The organism is Paraburkholderia gardini (assembly GCF_907164575.1).
GTDB classification, from domain to species: domain Bacteria; phylum Pseudomonadota; class Gammaproteobacteria; order Burkholderiales; family Burkholderiaceae; genus Paraburkholderia; species Paraburkholderia gardini.
The window spans coordinates 35,853-51,043 of the sequence record NZ_CAJQYY010000030.1; the positions used below are offsets into that span (position 1 = coordinate 35,853).

Annotated in this window: 14 protein-coding genes; 6 read left to right on the plus strand and 8 right to left on the minus strand. The window is 63.1% G+C overall.

The window, feature by feature from the left end; all coding sequences use genetic code 11:
* Positions 1-217 precede the first annotated feature (217 nt).
* Together doeA and LPA34_RS22325 are read left to right on the plus strand one after the other, a co-directional pair.
* Positions 218-1,438 carry an ectoine hydrolase DoeA gene (gene doeA / locus LPA34_RS22320; protein WP_228982334.1) on the plus strand — a complete coding sequence of 407 codons (1,221 nt, stop codon included), beginning with the start codon at positions 218-220 and terminating at the stop codon, positions 1,436-1,438.
* Positions 1,439-1,499: 61 nt separating this feature from the next.
* Positions 1,500-2,594 (plus strand): alcohol dehydrogenase family protein, encoded by a 1,095-nt coding sequence (locus LPA34_RS22325; RefSeq protein WP_228982337.1) that lies wholly within the window; start codon positions 1,500-1,502, stop codon positions 2,592-2,594.
* 141 nt (positions 2,595-2,735) lie between these two features.
* Here the strand turns inward: LPA34_RS22325 and LPA34_RS22330 are convergent, their stop codons facing one another.
* The 7 genes from LPA34_RS22330 to ehuR form a co-directional block, all read right to left on the minus strand.
* Positions 2,736-4,133, minus strand: coding sequence for an aspartate aminotransferase family protein (locus tag LPA34_RS22330; protein ID WP_228982340.1), 1,398 nt, complete (start codon positions 4,131-4,133; stop codon positions 2,736-2,738).
* 41 nt (positions 4,134-4,174) lie between these two features.
* The gene (locus LPA34_RS22335) at positions 4,175-5,683 is read right to left on the minus strand and encodes an NAD-dependent succinate-semialdehyde dehydrogenase (protein ID WP_228982343.1); all 1,509 of its coding nucleotides are present in this window, start codon (positions 5,681-5,683) and stop codon (positions 4,175-4,177) included.
* Positions 5,684-5,826: 143 nt separating this feature from the next.
* Positions 5,827-6,318 (minus strand): Lrp/AsnC family transcriptional regulator, encoded by a 492-nt coding sequence (locus LPA34_RS22340; protein WP_228982345.1) that lies wholly within the window; start codon positions 6,316-6,318, stop codon positions 5,827-5,829.
* A gap of 7 nt (positions 6,319-6,325) precedes the next feature.
* Positions 6,326-7,363: a N(2)-acetyl-L-2,4-diaminobutanoate deacetylase DoeB gene (gene doeB / locus LPA34_RS22345; RefSeq protein ID WP_228982348.1), complete on the minus strand. Its 1,038-nt coding sequence runs from the start codon at positions 7,361-7,363 to the stop codon at positions 6,326-6,328.
* 85 nt (positions 7,364-7,448) lie between these two features.
* Positions 7,449-8,477 carry a cyclodeaminase gene (locus LPA34_RS22350; protein ID WP_228982350.1) on the minus strand — a complete coding sequence of 343 codons (1,029 nt, stop codon included), beginning with the start codon at positions 8,475-8,477 and terminating at the stop codon, positions 7,449-7,451.
* Entirely contained in the window at positions 8,474-9,478 is a 1,005-nt protein-coding gene (eutB, locus tag LPA34_RS22355) for a hydroxyectoine utilization dehydratase EutB (protein ID WP_228982351.1), read from the minus strand. The genes LPA34_RS22350 and eutB overlap by 4 nt, the downstream gene beginning before the upstream one ends.
* Positions 9,479-9,642: 164 nt before the next feature.
* Entirely contained in the window at positions 9,643-11,040 is a 1,398-nt protein-coding gene (ehuR, locus tag LPA34_RS22360) for a MocR-like ectoine utilization transcription factor EhuR (protein WP_228982407.1), read from the minus strand.
* Between the two features lie 229 nt (positions 11,041-11,269).
* Here ehuR and ehuB point away from each other — a divergent pair, with 229 nt between their 5' ends.
* The 4 genes from ehuB (at position 11,270) to ehuA (ending at position 14,444) form a co-directional block, all read left to right on the plus strand.
* Positions 11,270-12,124 carry an ectoine/hydroxyectoine ABC transporter substrate-binding protein EhuB gene (ehuB, locus tag LPA34_RS22365; protein WP_228982357.1) on the plus strand — a complete coding sequence of 285 codons (855 nt, stop codon included), beginning with the start codon at positions 11,270-11,272 and terminating at the stop codon, positions 12,122-12,124.
* A gap of 105 nt (positions 12,125-12,229) precedes the next feature.
* Positions 12,230-12,889 (plus strand): ectoine/hydroxyectoine ABC transporter permease subunit EhuC, encoded by a 660-nt coding sequence (gene ehuC / locus LPA34_RS22370; RefSeq protein WP_228982359.1) that lies wholly within the window; start codon positions 12,230-12,232, stop codon positions 12,887-12,889.
* Entirely contained in the window at positions 12,886-13,545 is a 660-nt protein-coding gene (gene ehuD / locus LPA34_RS22375) for an ectoine/hydroxyectoine ABC transporter permease subunit EhuD (protein WP_228982365.1), read from the plus strand. Before ehuC ends, ehuD begins: the two co-directional genes overlap by 4 nt.
* Positions 13,546-13,616: 71 nt before the next feature.
* The gene (ehuA, locus tag LPA34_RS22380; RefSeq protein ID WP_324251774.1) at positions 13,617-14,444 is read left to right on the plus strand and encodes an ectoine/hydroxyectoine ABC transporter ATP-binding protein EhuA; all 828 of its coding nucleotides are present in this window, start codon (positions 13,617-13,619) and stop codon (positions 14,442-14,444) included.
* A gap of 28 nt (positions 14,445-14,472) precedes the next feature.
* Here the strand turns inward: ehuA and LPA34_RS22385 are convergent, their stop codons facing one another.
* Complete coding sequence (locus LPA34_RS22385) at positions 14,473-15,180, minus strand: transcriptional regulator NanR (protein WP_228982411.1); 708 nt, start codon at positions 15,178-15,180, stop codon at positions 14,473-14,475.
* Between the last annotated feature and the right edge of the window lie 11 nt (positions 15,181-15,191).

Consider the following 15,191-nt stretch of genomic DNA (forward strand, 5'->3'; position numbering starts at 1 on the left):
CGTGCGGGTCAGGGACAACACCTATAAGCGCAGCGCGAAAAAGCTGACGATGTCGCCAGGTTCCACGCCCCCGGTTCAGGTCGGTGGCGAAGATTGAACTAGCACATTAAAAGCCGTTTTTCGCGGCATTAGACTGCGGCCATCAAAGCCTGCAGGTGTCTCATTGCGTGCACGAGGCACCGCCTTTCGCAACGACGTCACGAAGAGAGAGGGGAAGATGTCAGATACAACGCAACAGGAACCGCGGACCACGGCGCCCGTCGTACGCCTGCCATTCGAACGTGCCGAATACGCCGCCCGTATCGGCAAGACGCGCAAGGCAATGCAGGCGGCAGGGATCGAATTGCTGATCGTCTCCGATCCGACCAACATGGCGTGGCTCACCGGTTATGACGGCTGGTCGTTCTACGTGCATCAGTGCGTGCTGCTCGCGCTGGACGGCGAACCGGTCTGGTTCGGCCGTGGCCAGGACGCGAACGGTGCAAAGCGCACCGTGTTCATGGAGCACGGGCAGATAGTCGGATATCCGGATCATTACGTGCAGTCGGCCGTGCGGCATCCGATGGACTACCTCGCGCGTGAGGTAATCGAAGCGCGCGGCTGGGGCGCGTTGAAGATCGGCGTGGAAATGGACAACTACTATTTCAGCGCCGCGGCTTATCGCTCGCTCGTCGCTCATCTGCCGAAGGCGAAATGGCAGGACGCAACCAGCCTCGTGAACTGGCAGCGCGCCGTCAAGTCGCCGCGTGAAATCGAATACATGCGCGTGGCCGCACGCATCGTCGAAAAGATGCATGCGCATATCGTCGAGCGGATCGAACCCGGCATGCGCAAGAACGATCTCGTCGCCGAGATCTACTCGGCGGGTATTACCGGCGTCGACGGTTACGGTGGCGACTATCCGGCAATCGTGCCGCTGTTGCCGACCGGCGCCGATGCCGCGGCCCCGCATCTGACCTGGGACGACACGCCCTTCGCCAGGGACGCGGGCACGTTCTTCGAAATCGCCGGCTGCTTCAAGCGCTATCACTGCCCGCAATCGCGCACCGTGTACCTCGGCAAGCCGCCGAAGCATTTCATCGACGGCGAGCGCGCGGTGGTGGAAGGCATCGAGGCAGGCCTCGCCGCCGCCAGACCCGGCAACACGTGCGAAGACATCGCCAACGCGTTCTTCGCGATGCTGCACAAATACGGCATCGAGAAAAACAGCCGCTGCGGCTATCCGATCGGTGCGAGCTATCCGCCTGACTGGGGCGAACGCACGATGAGCCTGCGGCCGGGGGACAAGACGGTCCTCGAACCGGGCATGACGTTTCACTTCATGCCCGGACTGTGGCTCGACGACTGGGGACTCGAAATCACCGAAAGCATTCTGATTACGGAGTCCGGTGTCGAGACGTTCTGCAACACGCCGCGCAAGCTGTTCGTCAAACCATAAGCTCACCTACCCCTGTGCCGCCGCGGCCGCGTCGCGCACAGGGACACGTTAAAGGGAAAACATGCTTCCCAGAACAATGAAGGCCGTCGTGCTGACCGACCACGGCGGCCTCGACAAACTCGTCTATCGCGACGACGTGCCGGTTCCCGCCTGCCAGGCCGGCGAAGTGTTGCTCGAAGTCACCGCTTGCGGGCTGAACAATACCGACGTATGGGTCCGCGAGGGCGCATACGGTACGGACGACGATCCGCAAGCCGTCTCCACCTGGCGGCGCGGCCGCTCGACGCTGTCGTTCCCGCGCATTCAGGGCGCGGATATTGTCGGACGTGTGGTCGCGGTGGGCAGCGGGGTCAGCGATGCCCGTATCGGCGAACGCGTGATCGTCGATGCATCGATTTATAACCGCGACGACGACAGCCTCGCCGATATCGACTACATCGGCCACGGCCGCGACGGCGGTTACGCCGAATACACCGCAGTGCCCGCGGAGAGCGCACATCGTGTCGATTCCACTTACTCCGACGCCGAACTCGCGACGTTCTGGTGCGCGTATCACACCGGCGAACAGATGATCGAACGCGCTGCGGTAAAAAGCGGCGAAACGGTGCTCATCACGGGCGCCTCCGGCGGTGTCGGCTCGGGAATCATTCAACTGTGCCGCGCACGCGGGGCGATTCCGTATGCCGTGGTCAGCAAGGGCAAGGAAGATGCGGTGCTCAAACTCGGCGCGCAAGGCGTGATGCTTCGCGACAGCGAGAATTTCGCCACGGAAGTAGAACGGATGACCGGTGGGCGGCCGGTCGATATCGTGGCCGACCTGGTCGGCGGCGCGCTGTTCGGCAAGCTGCTCAATGTGCTTCGGCCGGAAGGCCGTTACACCACGGCCGGTGCCATTGCCGGACCGGTAGTCCAGCTGGACCTGCGCACGATGTACCTGAAGCAGTTACAGCTGAACGGGTCTTCGCAAGGGACGCGCGGCGCCTTCAAACGCGTGCTCGGTTATATCCAGGCCGGCACGATCAAGCCCATTCTGGCTGCGATGTATCCCCTGTCGCAGTTCCATGAAGCGCAAACGCAATTCATGGCCAGGCGCTTCGTGGGCAACATCGTTGTGATTCCAGACCGGCACTACACGCAAGCCACAAAACAGGCCTGAATAGCGGGCCTGCATAACACACAGCCGGGCCAGCGATCATCCGCTGGCCCGGCTGTTTTCTACTCGCTTCCCATACGATCATCGACTGGAACACCGGTGTGTGCCACCACTCGCTGCGGCACACACCGGCGCGTCGCTTCGTTACGCGGAGGCTGCTGGAGCCAGAACCTGCGACGCGACTTCATCCACCGCTTCACGTGCCAGCCTCACGATTTCGTCCACCTCATCACGCGTGGTGATCAACGGCGGCGCGAAGCCCAGGATGTCGCCGTGCGGCATGGCGCGCGCGATCAACCCGCGCTGCAACGCGGCAGCGGAGACGCGCGGGCCGACCTTCAGCGTCGCATCGAATGGTTGACGCCCGTCCTTGTCGGCCATGAATTCGAGCGCGGCCAGCATGCCCACGCCGCGCACTTCGCCGACCAGCGGATGAGAATCGAACGCCGTGTGCAACTGTTCGAGCAGATACGCACCGGTTTGCGCCGCGTTCTGCGTGAGATTCTCACGCTCGAGAATATCGAGGTTCGCGAGCGCCGCGGCGGCGCAGATCGGGTGACCCGAGTAGGTCCAGCCATGCCCCATCGCGCCGGATTCCTGCGATGCCTTGTCGATCACGTCCCACACGCCTTCGCTGACGATCACGCCCGACAGCGGCGCATACGCGCTGGTCAAACCCTTCGCCACGGTGATCAGATCCGGCGTGATGCCGTAGTGTTGCGCGCCCATCTTCGAGCCGAGTCGGCCGAAACCGCACACCACTTCATCGCAGATCATCAGGATGTCGTGCTTCTTCAACACCTGCTGGATCGCCGGCCAGTAACCCGCCGGCGGCGGCAGGATGCCGCCCGTGCCCATCACCGGTTCGGCGATGAAGGCCGCGATCGTATTCGCGCCTTCCTTCGCAATCAGTTTTTCCAGTTCCTCCACACAGTACGCAACGAATTGCGCCTCGTTCATGCCGGCCGGCGCCTGCCGGTACCAGTGCGGACACACCGTATGCTTGACACGCTCGACCGGCAAATCGAAATACTGATGGAAGCTCGGCAAGCCGGTCAGACTGCCGGTGACGATTCCCGAACCGTGATACCCGCGCTGGCGCGAGATGATTTTCTTCTTGTCCGGGCGGCCCTTCACGTTGTTGTAATACCAGACGAGCTTGATCTGCGTTTCGTTCGCGTCCGAACCGGACATGCCGTAGTACACCTTCTTCATGCCCTGCGGCGCCCAGTCGATGATGCGCGACGACAGTTCGATGATCGTATCCGTCGAGTGACCGACGTACGTGTGGTAGTACGCCAGCTTCTTCGCCTGCTCGTAGATCGCTTCGGCAACCTCGGTGCGGCCATAGCCGATGTTCACGCAATACAGACCCGCGAAAGCGTCGATAAACGTCTTGCCTTGATGGTCTTCGATGCGAATGCCTTTCGCACCGGTCACGATGCGCCCGGGCAGTGCCCCGCTCGCATGGTCGTGAGCGTGCGTCGACGGATGCATGAAGTGCGCGCGATCGGCGTCGAAGAGTTGGTCGAGCTGGGTCATGAGAAGCTCCTTTATATGATCGATGAGAGGACTGGATGGGCTCAGGCGGTCGCAGCCGCTGCGCGGTGAGCGGGAAGGCTGCCGGTTACCGGCAAACCGAGTTGGCCGAGGCAGAAATAACGGGTTTCGACAAACGGCTCGAAGCCTTCGACCCCGCCTTCGCGGCCGAGTCCGGATGATTTGATGCCGCCGAATGGAATCGGCGCGCCGGTGAATTTCGCGCCGTTTACCGACACCATGGCGAAGTCGAGACGGCGAATCAGTTGAAACACCGTGTTGAGATCTTTCGCGCAGACATACGCGGCGAGGCCGTATTCGGTGTCGTTCGCGCGTTCAATGGCTTCGTCGAGCGAGTCGAACGGCGAGACCGCCGAGATCGGCGCAAAGTTTTCTTCGTCGTAGATGCGCATGCCGGGCGCGGCGTCCGCGACCACGGTCGGTTCGAAAAACCAGCCTCCGCGTTCATGGGCCGCGCCGCCGGCCGTAATGCGCGCGCCCTTCTCTTTCGCATCGGCAATGCGCTGCGCGGTGGCGTCGAACGCCGCCTGATGCATCAGCGGACCGACGTCCACGTCCGCTTCGAATGCAGCACCGACCTTCAGCGCTTTCACGGCTTCGCTATATTGCGCGACGAACGCTTCGTACAGCGGGCGGGCAACGAAGATGCGATTCGCCGCGCAGCAGTCCTGACCCGAAGTCTGAAACTTCGCCGCGATCGCGACGCGTACAGCCTGATCGGGATCGGCATCTTCGGTCACGATGAAGGGCGCGTTGCCGCCGAGTTCGAGTGCCGTCTTCTTGATGCCGGCCTGGGCCGCGGTCTGCATGACCAGCGCGCCGACGCGCGTTGAACCCGTGAAGCTCACCGAGCGCACCCGGGTATCGCGCACCAGCGTTTCCATCGCCATTTGCGGCTCGCCGAGCACGACATTGAATACGCCTGCGGGAAAGCCCGCTTCTTCCGCGAGTTGTGCGAGCGCGAGCGCGGAGAACGGCGTTTCATGCGCGGGCTTCACCACCACGCTGCAACCGGCGGCGAGCGCGGCGGCGGCCTTGCGCGTAATCATCGCGCAGGGGAAATTCCACGGCGTGATCAGCGCCGCCACACCGACCGGCTCGATCACCGTGCCCAGGTGCGCGCCGTCGATATGCGTGGGAATCGTGCGGCCGTTCAGACGTCGCACTTCATGCGCGAACCATTCGACGAAACTCGCGCCGTAGGCGATTTCGCCCCGCGCTTCGGCGAGCGGCTTGCCCTGCTCGAGCGACAGAATCGCAGCCAGGTCATGCTGATGGCGCAGGATCAGCTCATGCCAGCGCAACAGCAGTGCCGAGCGTTTAGCGACCGGCAGCCAGCGCCATGTAGAGAACGCACGCTGCGCCGCATCGACTGCTTCGGTGATTTGCGAGGCGTCGAGCATCGGCACGTGGCCGAGCACCGCCTGATTCGCCGGATTCTGCACGGCGACACTCGCGGCGCTCGCGCTATGTACCCAGCGTCCGTCGACGTAACACAGCGATTTGAATAAAACCGGATGACCCAGCAACATGACGATCTCCTGCGTGCGATGTATGTCTGTCACTGTACTTCCGGTGGCGAGGCGGTTTTTCTGGTTGTGACGTCGCAAAACCGGTGTTTTTTCTGGATTTCACCGCGACGCGTGGCGATTTTCTGGCGAGATCGCGATGCGCTTTAACTACCGTCGCCAATCGTCTGTTCCGCCCAGTCAGGCAAGCCTTCCGCGTTGCTCTTCACCACCTTCGTGACGATGTAGGTAAAGTACTTTTCGATACCCAGTTCGTCGGTCAGGAGCGAATCGATGAAGCGTTGGTAGTGGTCGATGTCGCGCGACATCACGTGCATCACATAGTCGACGCCGCCGCCTGTCGCGTGGCATTGCACGACCTCCGGTGCGGCGGCGATCCGCTCCTCGAAGCGCCGCATGTCGTGCGCGGTATGGCGCGCCAGCGTGACCTCGACCACCACGCGGCTGCCCTTGAAGGCGCGCACCCAGTCGATATCGGCGCGATAACCGCGAATCACGCCGCCCTCTTCCAGGCGTTTGACGCGCTCCCACGCCGGCGAGATTGACAGATTGATCTCCCCGGCGAGATGCGACTTGGTGATGCGTCCGTCGTGCGCGAGGATGCGCAAAATCGCCAGATCGTAGCGGTCGAGTTTCATCGCGAGATCAGACCGTCACCGGTATGCCGCGCTCGACGACATCGGCCACCACCGCCACCGTATCGCCGATCCGCACGAGGCCCGGAAAATGCCGGGCCGCGAGCAGCCCGCTGCGTCGCGCGCGATATTCGACGGGCGCGACGCCGGTACGCGAGGCGTCGTAGATCCGCGCGATCACTTCGCCGCTTTCAACGCTCTCGCCCAGGTCCTTGCACAACTCCAGCAGACCGTCGTGTTCGCTCGTCGTAAAGCAGGTACTGTCGGGCATGTCGAGCAGCGTCGTGGTGCGCGGGGTTTCATGCCTTGTCTGACGCATGGCCTCGTCTTGCCCGAGGATGCCCGCGTGCTGCAGGAAGCCGCGCACGCCCTGCTCCGCCACCGCCACGCTTTGCACCGTCGCCGTACCGCCGCCGCCGAGTTCGGTCGACACAAAAACCTTGCCCGCTTCTTCAACCGCTGTGTCGTACAGGCCGACGCTATCGAGTTCGAGCATCCGCATTGAATACGGTGCACCGAACGCATGCATCGCCGCTTCGCACCGGGCCTGCTGACCGGCATCCGGCAGCAGGTGAATCGCGGCGAACGGCACGAAGTCGAGCGTGCGGCCACCGGCGTGCAGATCGAGCACGTAATCGGCGAGCGGCAACAGATAACGCTGAAAATAATCGGCGATCTTTTCGGTGATCGTGCCGTCCGGTTTGCCGGGAAAACTGCGATTCAGATTGCCACGATCGATCGGCGACGTGCGGCTGCCCGCGCGGAACGCGGGAAAATTCATGAACGGCACGATGATCACGCGCCCTTTGACGTCTTTGGCTTTCAACGTCGCGGCCAGCTTCGACAACGCGATCGGGCCTTCGTATTCGTCGCCGTGATTGCCGCCGGTGAGGAGCGCCGTCGGTCCGTCGCCGTTGCGGATCACCGTGACCGGAATCATCTCCGCACCCCACGCGGACGTGTCGTGCGAATGTGGCAACTTCAGAAAGCCATGTTGTTCGCCCCCGGCGTTGAAATCGACCGTCGGCTGAATAGGTGATGCCCGCATATGTATTACTCCGTCACGAACAGCTTGCACGGCGTGCCATGGAACATTTCGATGCCGGAACACGCCCGTATCCCGTTCCTTCCCGTTATGTCGTTTCAGACGTCGTCCCGTCCTGGCGCTTCACGTCATTGCGAAAAACCGTCCCCGCGCCCGCGGCATGCGCCCGCTTCAATGCGAGCGAGGCAATCGCGGTGTCCTGCGCGCCGGTGCCGGTCAGGTCGCAGATCGTCACATCGGTTTCATCGACGCGGCCCGCGGCCTGCCGGGCAATCACCTGACCCAGCTCCGTTATCGCGGCGTCGGCGCGCATCACGCCAGCCTTCAGCGCGTGATGCAACTCGCCCAGCACGCGCGTTTGCTGCGCGCGGTCGCATACATAGCGTGCCGCCGCGAGCGCTGCCGGCGCGATTTCATTCTTGTGCTCGGTGTCGGAACCCATCGCCGTGATGTGCAGGCCTGGATGCAGGTCCCCGGCTTCGATCAGGGGCGTGCGGCTTGGCGTGGTGGTGATCGCGACGTCCGCTTCGGCGAGCGCATCGTGGACATCGCGTGCAACGTCGCAGCGCACGCCGAGCGAGGCGGTTATCTCCTGCGCGAAACGCTGTGCGCTAGCCGGATTACGCGCCCATACGCGCACATGTTCGACACGACGCACCAGCATCAACGCCCGCAATTGCAGATGTGCCTGCTCGCCGGCGCCAAGCACCGCGACTTGCGGCGTATGCCGCTTCGCCAGCCAGCGCGCGGCGACCGCGCCGGCGGCTGCCGTGCGCACGGCCGTCAGATAACCGTTGTCGAGCAGCACCGCTTCGGTCAGGCCGGTCCTTGCCGACAACACCAGCATCAGCCCGTTCAGACTCGGCAAACCGAGCGACGGATTGTCGAAAAACCCGGGACTCACCTTGATAGCGAAGCTGTCGAAGCGCGGCAGATACGCCGTCTTGACGTCGACTTCGCCGTTGTGTCCAGGCAGATCGAGACGCAGGATCGGCGGCATCGCGACAGCTTCGGTGGCGAGTGCGAGAAAGGCTGCTTCGACCTGGTCGACGGCGGCAAGATCGAGCGGCACGAGTTGGCGAAGCTCAGCTTCGCCGAGGAGCGTGATCGAGGTCATGAGACAGTGTGCGAGGCAGGTTGGGTCGACGCGGCATCGACGATGCGGCGGTGCTGGTCCATATCGATATTGGCGCCCGTCACGATGAGCACGAGCGGCCCGCGTTTGATGCGCCCGGCCGGCAATACGCCATCGAGCAAGGCGGCGATGCCTGCAGCGGCCGCGCCTTCCACGACGAGCCGTTCATGCCGGTATGCATGCACGATGCCGCGTGCGATCGACGCTTCGTCGAGCAATACGGTCTCGTCGATCAGATCGCGCGTGAGCGCATACGTATAGCGGTTTTCGAGTCCGATGCCGCCGCCGAGCGAATCGGCGAGCGTTTCGACCTCTTCCACGAGTACCGGCTGGCCGGCCGCAAGACTCGCATGCATTGCGGCGCCACGCGCCATCGTCACGCCGGTCAGGCCGATCGCGCGATTCGCGCTTTTGGCGGCGAACGCAATGCCGGCAAACAGGCCGCCGCCGGATAGCGGCACGACGATGTTCGCGACCTCCGGCAACGCCTCGACGATTTCGAGTCCGATGGTCCCCTGACCGGCGATCACGTGCGGATCGTCGAATGGCGGGACGTAGGCAAAGCCTTCTTCGCGCACCAGTCTCAACGCTTCATGTTCAGCTTCGTCCTGGCTTTTGCCGGCAATCCGCACGTGCGCGCCGAGCGCCCGGACCGCATCGACCTTATTCCCCGGCACCAGCGTCGACATGCAGACCGTCGCATCGATACCCAGCGCGCGGGCCGCATGCGCAACCGCGCGGCCGTGATTGCCCGTCGAGGCGGTCACGACTTTCCGGCAGCCCTGTTCGGCGAGTCGGGCGAGTGCGTTGGTGGCCCCGCGCAGCTTGAAGCTGCCGGTCGGCTGCACGGTTTCGAGTTTCAGAAACACCGGCGTGCCCGCCCTCGCCGACAAGCTTTGCGATTCGACGAGCGGCGTATGGCAGACGCGCCCCTCGATACGGCGACGCGCGCGGTAGACATCGACTAACGACAGAACGGACATGAACTCGGCCCTGCACGAAAGGGTTCAATTCCGATGCTGTCGCACTTGCGTTGTTACGCTGGTTGCGGCCGCATCGTTTTCAATGCAGCCCAGTCTAATGTTCTAAAAAACGATTTCCATTGTCCTAGTTCATTTCATGCGAGCAGCGCGGAATCCACTTGAGGTCAGGTGAAATCGTGCACCTGCGGGTACTGCTCGAACACGTCGCGCATCGTTTCCAGTGCGCTTTTATAGGTCTCTTCGCCGACCTCGGCGCCGACGCACACGCGTACCGCATTCGGCCGGTCCGCGTCGCGCACGAGAAATGGATCAGGCGAAGTCACGGCAATATCGCGGTTGCGCAGTTCCCTCACCAGACGGTCGGTACGCCAGTGGTCGGGCACGCGCAACCAGGCAGACAGTGCCTGAGGATGCGCGCCGAGCACATAGTTGCCGAGCGTTTGCTGCAATTGCGCCTGACGCCGCCCCAGAAGCTCGCGCTGTATTTCCACGAGCCGTGCGGCAGTTCCATCGACGATCCAGCGCGTCGCCACCTCGGCCATCGGCGGCGTCGCCATCCAGCTGCTCACACGCAGCACGCTTTCCGCGCGTAGCGCGAGCCGCCGCGGAGTGGCGAGATAGCCGATCCGCAAACCGGCCATGACCGACTTCGTCAAACTCGTGCAATAGAACGACAGATCGGGAATCAGACTCGAAATCGGTGTGCCGGCTTTTGCCGGCAAGGGACCGTAGACATCGTCCTCGATAACGTACACGCCGTAGCGCTCGGCGATTTTCGCAATCGCGCGACGCCGCGAATCGGGCATCAGCGCGACCGTGGGATTGTTCAGGGTGGGCGTGCAGACAAGGGCCGTGATGCGCTCGCTATCGCACATCTCCTCGAAGTGTTCGGGGTGAATGCCGTACTCGTCGATCTCAAGACCCTTCAACGTGAAGCCCAGTACGTTCGCCGAGCCGATCACGCCGTGATCCGTGAGGCTTTCGCACAGCACCGTGTCGCCGGGTCCCACCAGCGAAGCCAGCGCCAGAAAGATGCCATGCGCGGCGCCGTTCGTGACCAGCAGCGTATCCGCCGAAGCCGGCATGCCCAACGACGCGAGCCACGCGATCCCGGCCTGCCGGTGATGCTCGAAGCCCGCGATCGGCCGGAACGCGCGAATCCAGGGCTGGTCGTCGAGCGTCGAGAGCGTCGCGCACACCTTGCGCCACATGGCGTCGTGTTCCTGCGTATGGATGATCCGCGCGATCGAGAAGTCGACCACCGAGCGCTCGGCCGTATCGAGCATATAGCTCGACATGGTTTCAGTGACGCGCGCCGCCACGAAGCTGCCGCGCCCCACCTCGCAACGGATCAACCCTTGCCGCTCCAGCTCCTTATAGGCGTTAGTCACCGTCTGCACGCTGATCGCCAGTTCTCCGGCGACGTCGCGCTGCGGCGGCAGGCGCGCGCCCGCCAGCAACGCAGCACTTTCGATGTCGCCCGCGATCGCCTTGACCAGCCGCTTATATTTCGATTCCACGCCGTGCACCGCACGCACGGCTTCCCGCCATTGCTCGATCACCGCTGCCCTCCGCTGTTGTCGGGTCACGCATTCATACCTCGCTCCGATAGTGCGGCCAAACAGTGCATGAAAATTATTGTCCTAGAGCATTAGCAAACAAAAATATGGCTTTGTATCCTGCATTCACGGACGCGCTGCCGGCCGGGTCGGTCAGCAGCAACGCCTGCCTTTCACCCCGCTGCGGCGCATGATGCACCGCGACATTCAAACGCCACGGAATGGGATCGATATGAAAGCGAAGCACACTTCAGGATTGCTGGGAGCGCTCTGCGTCGCCGCGGCGGCTCTGGTGACGCAGGCTCAGGGCGCATCGGCGGAAACGACGTTGCAGCGCATCCAGCGCACCGGCGAAGTGCGTATCGGCTATGCAAACGAAGCGCCGTTTGCCTACACGACACCTGACGGCAAGGTTACGGGCGAATCGCCGGAGATCGCCCGCAAGATTTTCGCCAAAATGGGCGTGAAGAAAGTGGACGGCGTGCTGACCGAATGGGGTTCGCTGATTCCGGGCCTGCGCGCGGGCCGTTTCGACGTGATCGCCGCCGGCATGTACATCACGCCGGAGCGTTGCAAACAGGTGGCGTTCGCCGATCCGCAGTACCAGATCCAGGACACGCTGCTCGTGCTGAAGGGCAATCCGAAGAATCTGCATAGCTTCGGCGATATCGGCAAACAGCCCGACCTGAAGCTGGCCGTGATGGCCGGCGCGGTCGAGCTCGCCAATTCGCGCGATGCAGGCGTGAAAGATGCCCAGCTGATACAGGTGCCCGACACCACCGCGCAACTGCAGGCCGTGCGCGCGCGCCGCGCCGATGCGGCCGCCGGTACGACGTTGACGATGAAAGGCCTCGCCGCCAAGGACGCTGGCCAGGTCGAAGCGGTGGCAAAGTTCACGGACGATCCGAAGCACACCGGCTACGGCGCGCTCGCGTTCCGTCCCGAGGACACCGATCTGCGCGATGCGGTCGACAAGCAATTGCACGCATGGCTCGGCACGCCCGACCATCTGCAAACGGTCGCCCCGTTCGGCTTCGACAGATCGAATCTGACGACGCGTACCGCCGCGGACATCTGCGGCAAGTAGTAGCCCGCTACACGCCCGGCTCATCGGCAACGTGGTATCGAAGGCCGGTCATGAAGCTTAAGGCGCGCGCAACCGCGCGCGCCGTCATGCAAGCGAGGAACCGCCATGCGTGAACTGTTTCCCCTGCTGCTCCAGGGCACCCTCGTCACGATCGGGATCGCCGCGTGCAGCACCGTGCTCGCCATCGCCATGGCGTTCGTCGGGACGGCCGCGAAGCTCGCGCCGTGGGCACCGCTGCGCTGGCTCGGCAACGCCTATGTCGAGACCTTTCGCGGCACCTCGTTGCTCGTGCAACTGTTCTGGTTTTTCTTCGTGCTGCCCCTGCCGCCGTTCCGGATCGAGATGACGCCGTTTACCGTCGCGATCGTCGGACTCGGTCTGCACTACGGCGCGTACGGCTCGGAAATCCTGCGTGGCGCGCTGCGCTCGGTGCCGGGCGCCCAGTTCGAGGCGGCGCTCGCGCTCAACCTGTCGCCACTGACCCGGATGCGCCGCATCATCCTGCCGCAAGCAATGATCAACGCGCTGCCGCCCGCCACCAATCTGATGATCGAGCTGCTCAAGGGCACCTCGCTGGTGTCGCTGATCACGCTGTCGGACCTGACGTTCCGCGCCCGGCAACTCGATGAGGCCACCTTCAGGACCGCGCAGATTTTCACGCTCACGCTGCTCATCTACTTCGTGCTCGCGCAGATTCTCGCCACACTGATGCGGTATTTCGAACGCCGTGTGAGTCATGGCATCAATCAGAGGGCCGTTCGATGAACAGCTTCTTCGATCTGCATTACGCAGTACGGATTCTGCCCGCCCTGCTGCACGCGTCGATGTACACGATCCTCATCACGTTGATCGGTTTCTCCGTCGCGCTGGTGCTCGGACTCGTGTTCGCGGTGCTGCGGCGCAGCCCGATCAAACCGCTGGCGCGGACCGTCGGGTTCGTCGTCGAATTCATTCGCAGCACGCCCTTGCTCATTCAGGTCTATGTGCTGTTCTATGTGCTGCCTGTGTACGGCATCACGATGTCCGCGCTGACCGCGGGTACGATCGGTATCGCGCTGCACTATGCGTGCTACACGTCCGAGGTGTATCGCGCCGGCCTGAACGGCGTGGCGCGCGGCCAGTGGGAAGCGGCGTGCGCGCTGTCGCTGTCGCCGTGGCGCACCTATAGCGGCGTGATCCTGCCACAGGCGATTCGCGCGGTGATTCCGGCACTCGGCAATTATCTGGTGGCGATGTTCAAGGACACGCCCGTGCTGTCCGCGATCACCGTGGTCGAATTGATGCAGCAGGCCAAGAACATCGGCTCGGAAACGTTTCGTTATCTGGAACCGATCACGCTGGCGGGCATCTTCTTCCTGCTGATCAGCGTGAGCTTCGCGCAACTCGTGCGACGGCTTGAAAACGGATTGAGGCTGCCGTGACCATGAAGACCGACCTTGATGCCCTCGATGCTCACCCCCCTTCGCATCCGGATCCATCCGTGGAGAACCCAATGAAACGAGACGATCCCGCCGCCGTACTTGAGTCGCAGACCGGTGCGCGAGGCGATGCGCCGATGGTGCGCTTTACCGGCGTGACGAAGCGCTACGGTGCGCTGACGGTACTCGACGAACTCGATCTGGAAGTCGGCCGCAATGAGAAAGTGGCGATCATCGGCCCGAGCGGTTCAGGAAAATCGACCCTGTTGCGCGTGTTGATGACGCTCGATCCGCTGACCGACGGCATGATCGAAGTGGACGGCGAACCGCTCACGCACATGCGCAGGAACGGCGTGCTGGTGCCGGCCTCGGTCAAACATCTACGGCGCGTGCGCAGCAAGATCGGCATGGTGTTTCAGAGCTTCAATCTGTTTCCGCACATGACGGCACTCGCCAATACGATCGAAGCGCCGATTCAGGTACTGGGGCTCTCACGCAAGGAAGCGACTGGGCGCGCCCGCGACCTGCTCGCGCTCGTCGGCCTCGAGGACAAATGCAATCACTATCCATCGCAGCTATCCGGCGGTCAGCAGCAGCGCGTGGCGATTGCCCGCGCGCTGGCGATGCGGCCGAAGGTGATGCTATTCGACGAAGTAACGTCGGCGCTCGATCCTGAACTGTGCGGCGAAGTGCTGAACGTGATCCGGCGGCTCGGCAGCGAGCACGATCTGACGATGCTGATGGTCACGCACCAGATGGGCTTCGCGCGTGAATTCGCGGACCGTGTGTGCTTTTTCTCGCAGGGCAAGATCATCGAACAGGGTCCGCCGCAACAGTTCTTCAGCGCGCCCCGGCATGAACGGACGCAGCAGTTCCTGCGGGCTGTGAAGGAAGCGGTGTGAGGTTTGCGATGGTGTCGCAGTCCGACATTTACGCGCGGCTGAGAATCCGGTACAAGTCGTTTGCGCGATTCAAATGCGCACGCATCGCTTCAGCCGCGCCGTCGCCATCATGTTTCGCGATCGCATCGACGATTCGCTGATGCTCCGACAACGTTAATTCCTCGGCACCCGGCGCGCGCACTAGCGGCTGGTAGTACTCTCCCGCCCAGCGAAACAGCGATTCGACAATCGACGGAAAAATCGGATTGCCGCTGATCAACGCGATCTCGCGATGAAACGCCATGTCCCGCTCGATAAACTCCTCGAGATTGACCATTGAAGCGCGGTGCCGGGCGACACTGAGTTGCAGCCGGGCGACGTCTTCCTCCGTTGCCCGCTCCGCCGCCATACGCGCAGTACCCATCTCGAGAAAGACGCGCGCCTCTTTCAGGTGGACCAGCATGTCGGGATGGCTGCGCAGCAGATGCATCGCGCCGCCGGCAACCTGCGCGATCAGCCGGTCTGCCGTGGGAACGACGACCCTCGCGCGCTCACCGTGGACGATCTCGACGATGCCGGAGCGCTCCAGCGTTTGCAGCGCTTCGCGGATAGCCGGCCTGCCTACCCCGTAAATTTCCATCAACTCCCGCTCGGATGGAAGCTGGGCGCCCGGCGCAATTTCGCCCGAGCGGATGCGCTCCATGAGCCGGTCGACAACTTCCTGATACAGCTTTCGACGCTGAATGATCTCAGCCATAACATGTCCGC

What these genes read in the sequence shown, in the direction of transcription:
- LPA34_RS22325 (WP_228982337.1), top strand. Translation starts at nt 1,500, where the DNA reads ATGCTTCCCAGAACAATGAAGGCCGTCGTGCTGACCGACCACGGCGGC.
- LPA34_RS22385 (WP_228982411.1), bottom strand. Translation starts at nt 15,180, where the DNA reads ATGGCTGAGATCATTCAGCGTCGAAAGCTGTATCAGGAAGTTGTCGAC.
- doeB (WP_228982348.1), bottom strand. Translation starts at nt 7,363, where the DNA reads ATGCGGGCATCACCTATTCAGCCGACGGTCGATTTCAACGCCGGGGGC.
- ehuB (WP_228982357.1), top strand. Translation starts at nt 11,270, where the DNA reads ATGAAAGCGAAGCACACTTCAGGATTGCTGGGAGCGCTCTGCGTCGCC.
- doeA (WP_228982334.1), top strand. Translation starts at nt 218, where the DNA reads ATGTCAGATACAACGCAACAGGAACCGCGGACCACGGCGCCCGTCGTA.
- eutB (WP_228982351.1), bottom strand. Translation starts at nt 9,478, where the DNA reads ATGTCCGTTCTGTCGTTAGTCGATGTCTACCGCGCGCGTCGCCGTATC.
- LPA34_RS22335 (WP_228982343.1), bottom strand. Translation starts at nt 5,683, where the DNA reads ATGTTGCTGGGTCATCCGGTTTTATTCAAATCGCTGTGTTACGTCGAC.
- LPA34_RS22350 (WP_228982350.1), bottom strand. Translation starts at nt 8,477, where the DNA reads ATGACCTCGATCACGCTCCTCGGCGAAGCTGAGCTTCGCCAACTCGTG.
- ehuC (WP_228982359.1), top strand. Translation starts at nt 12,230, where the DNA reads ATGCGTGAACTGTTTCCCCTGCTGCTCCAGGGCACCCTCGTCACGATC.
- LPA34_RS22340 (WP_228982345.1), bottom strand. Translation starts at nt 6,318, where the DNA reads ATGAAACTCGACCGCTACGATCTGGCGATTTTGCGCATCCTCGCGCAC.
- ehuD (WP_228982365.1), top strand. Translation starts at nt 12,886, where the DNA reads ATGAACAGCTTCTTCGATCTGCATTACGCAGTACGGATTCTGCCCGCC.
- ehuA (WP_324251774.1), top strand. Translation starts at nt 13,617, where the DNA reads ATGAAACGAGACGATCCCGCCGCCGTACTTGAGTCGCAGACCGGTGCG.
- LPA34_RS22330 (WP_228982340.1), bottom strand. Translation starts at nt 4,133, where the DNA reads ATGACCCAGCTCGACCAACTCTTCGACGCCGATCGCGCGCACTTCATG.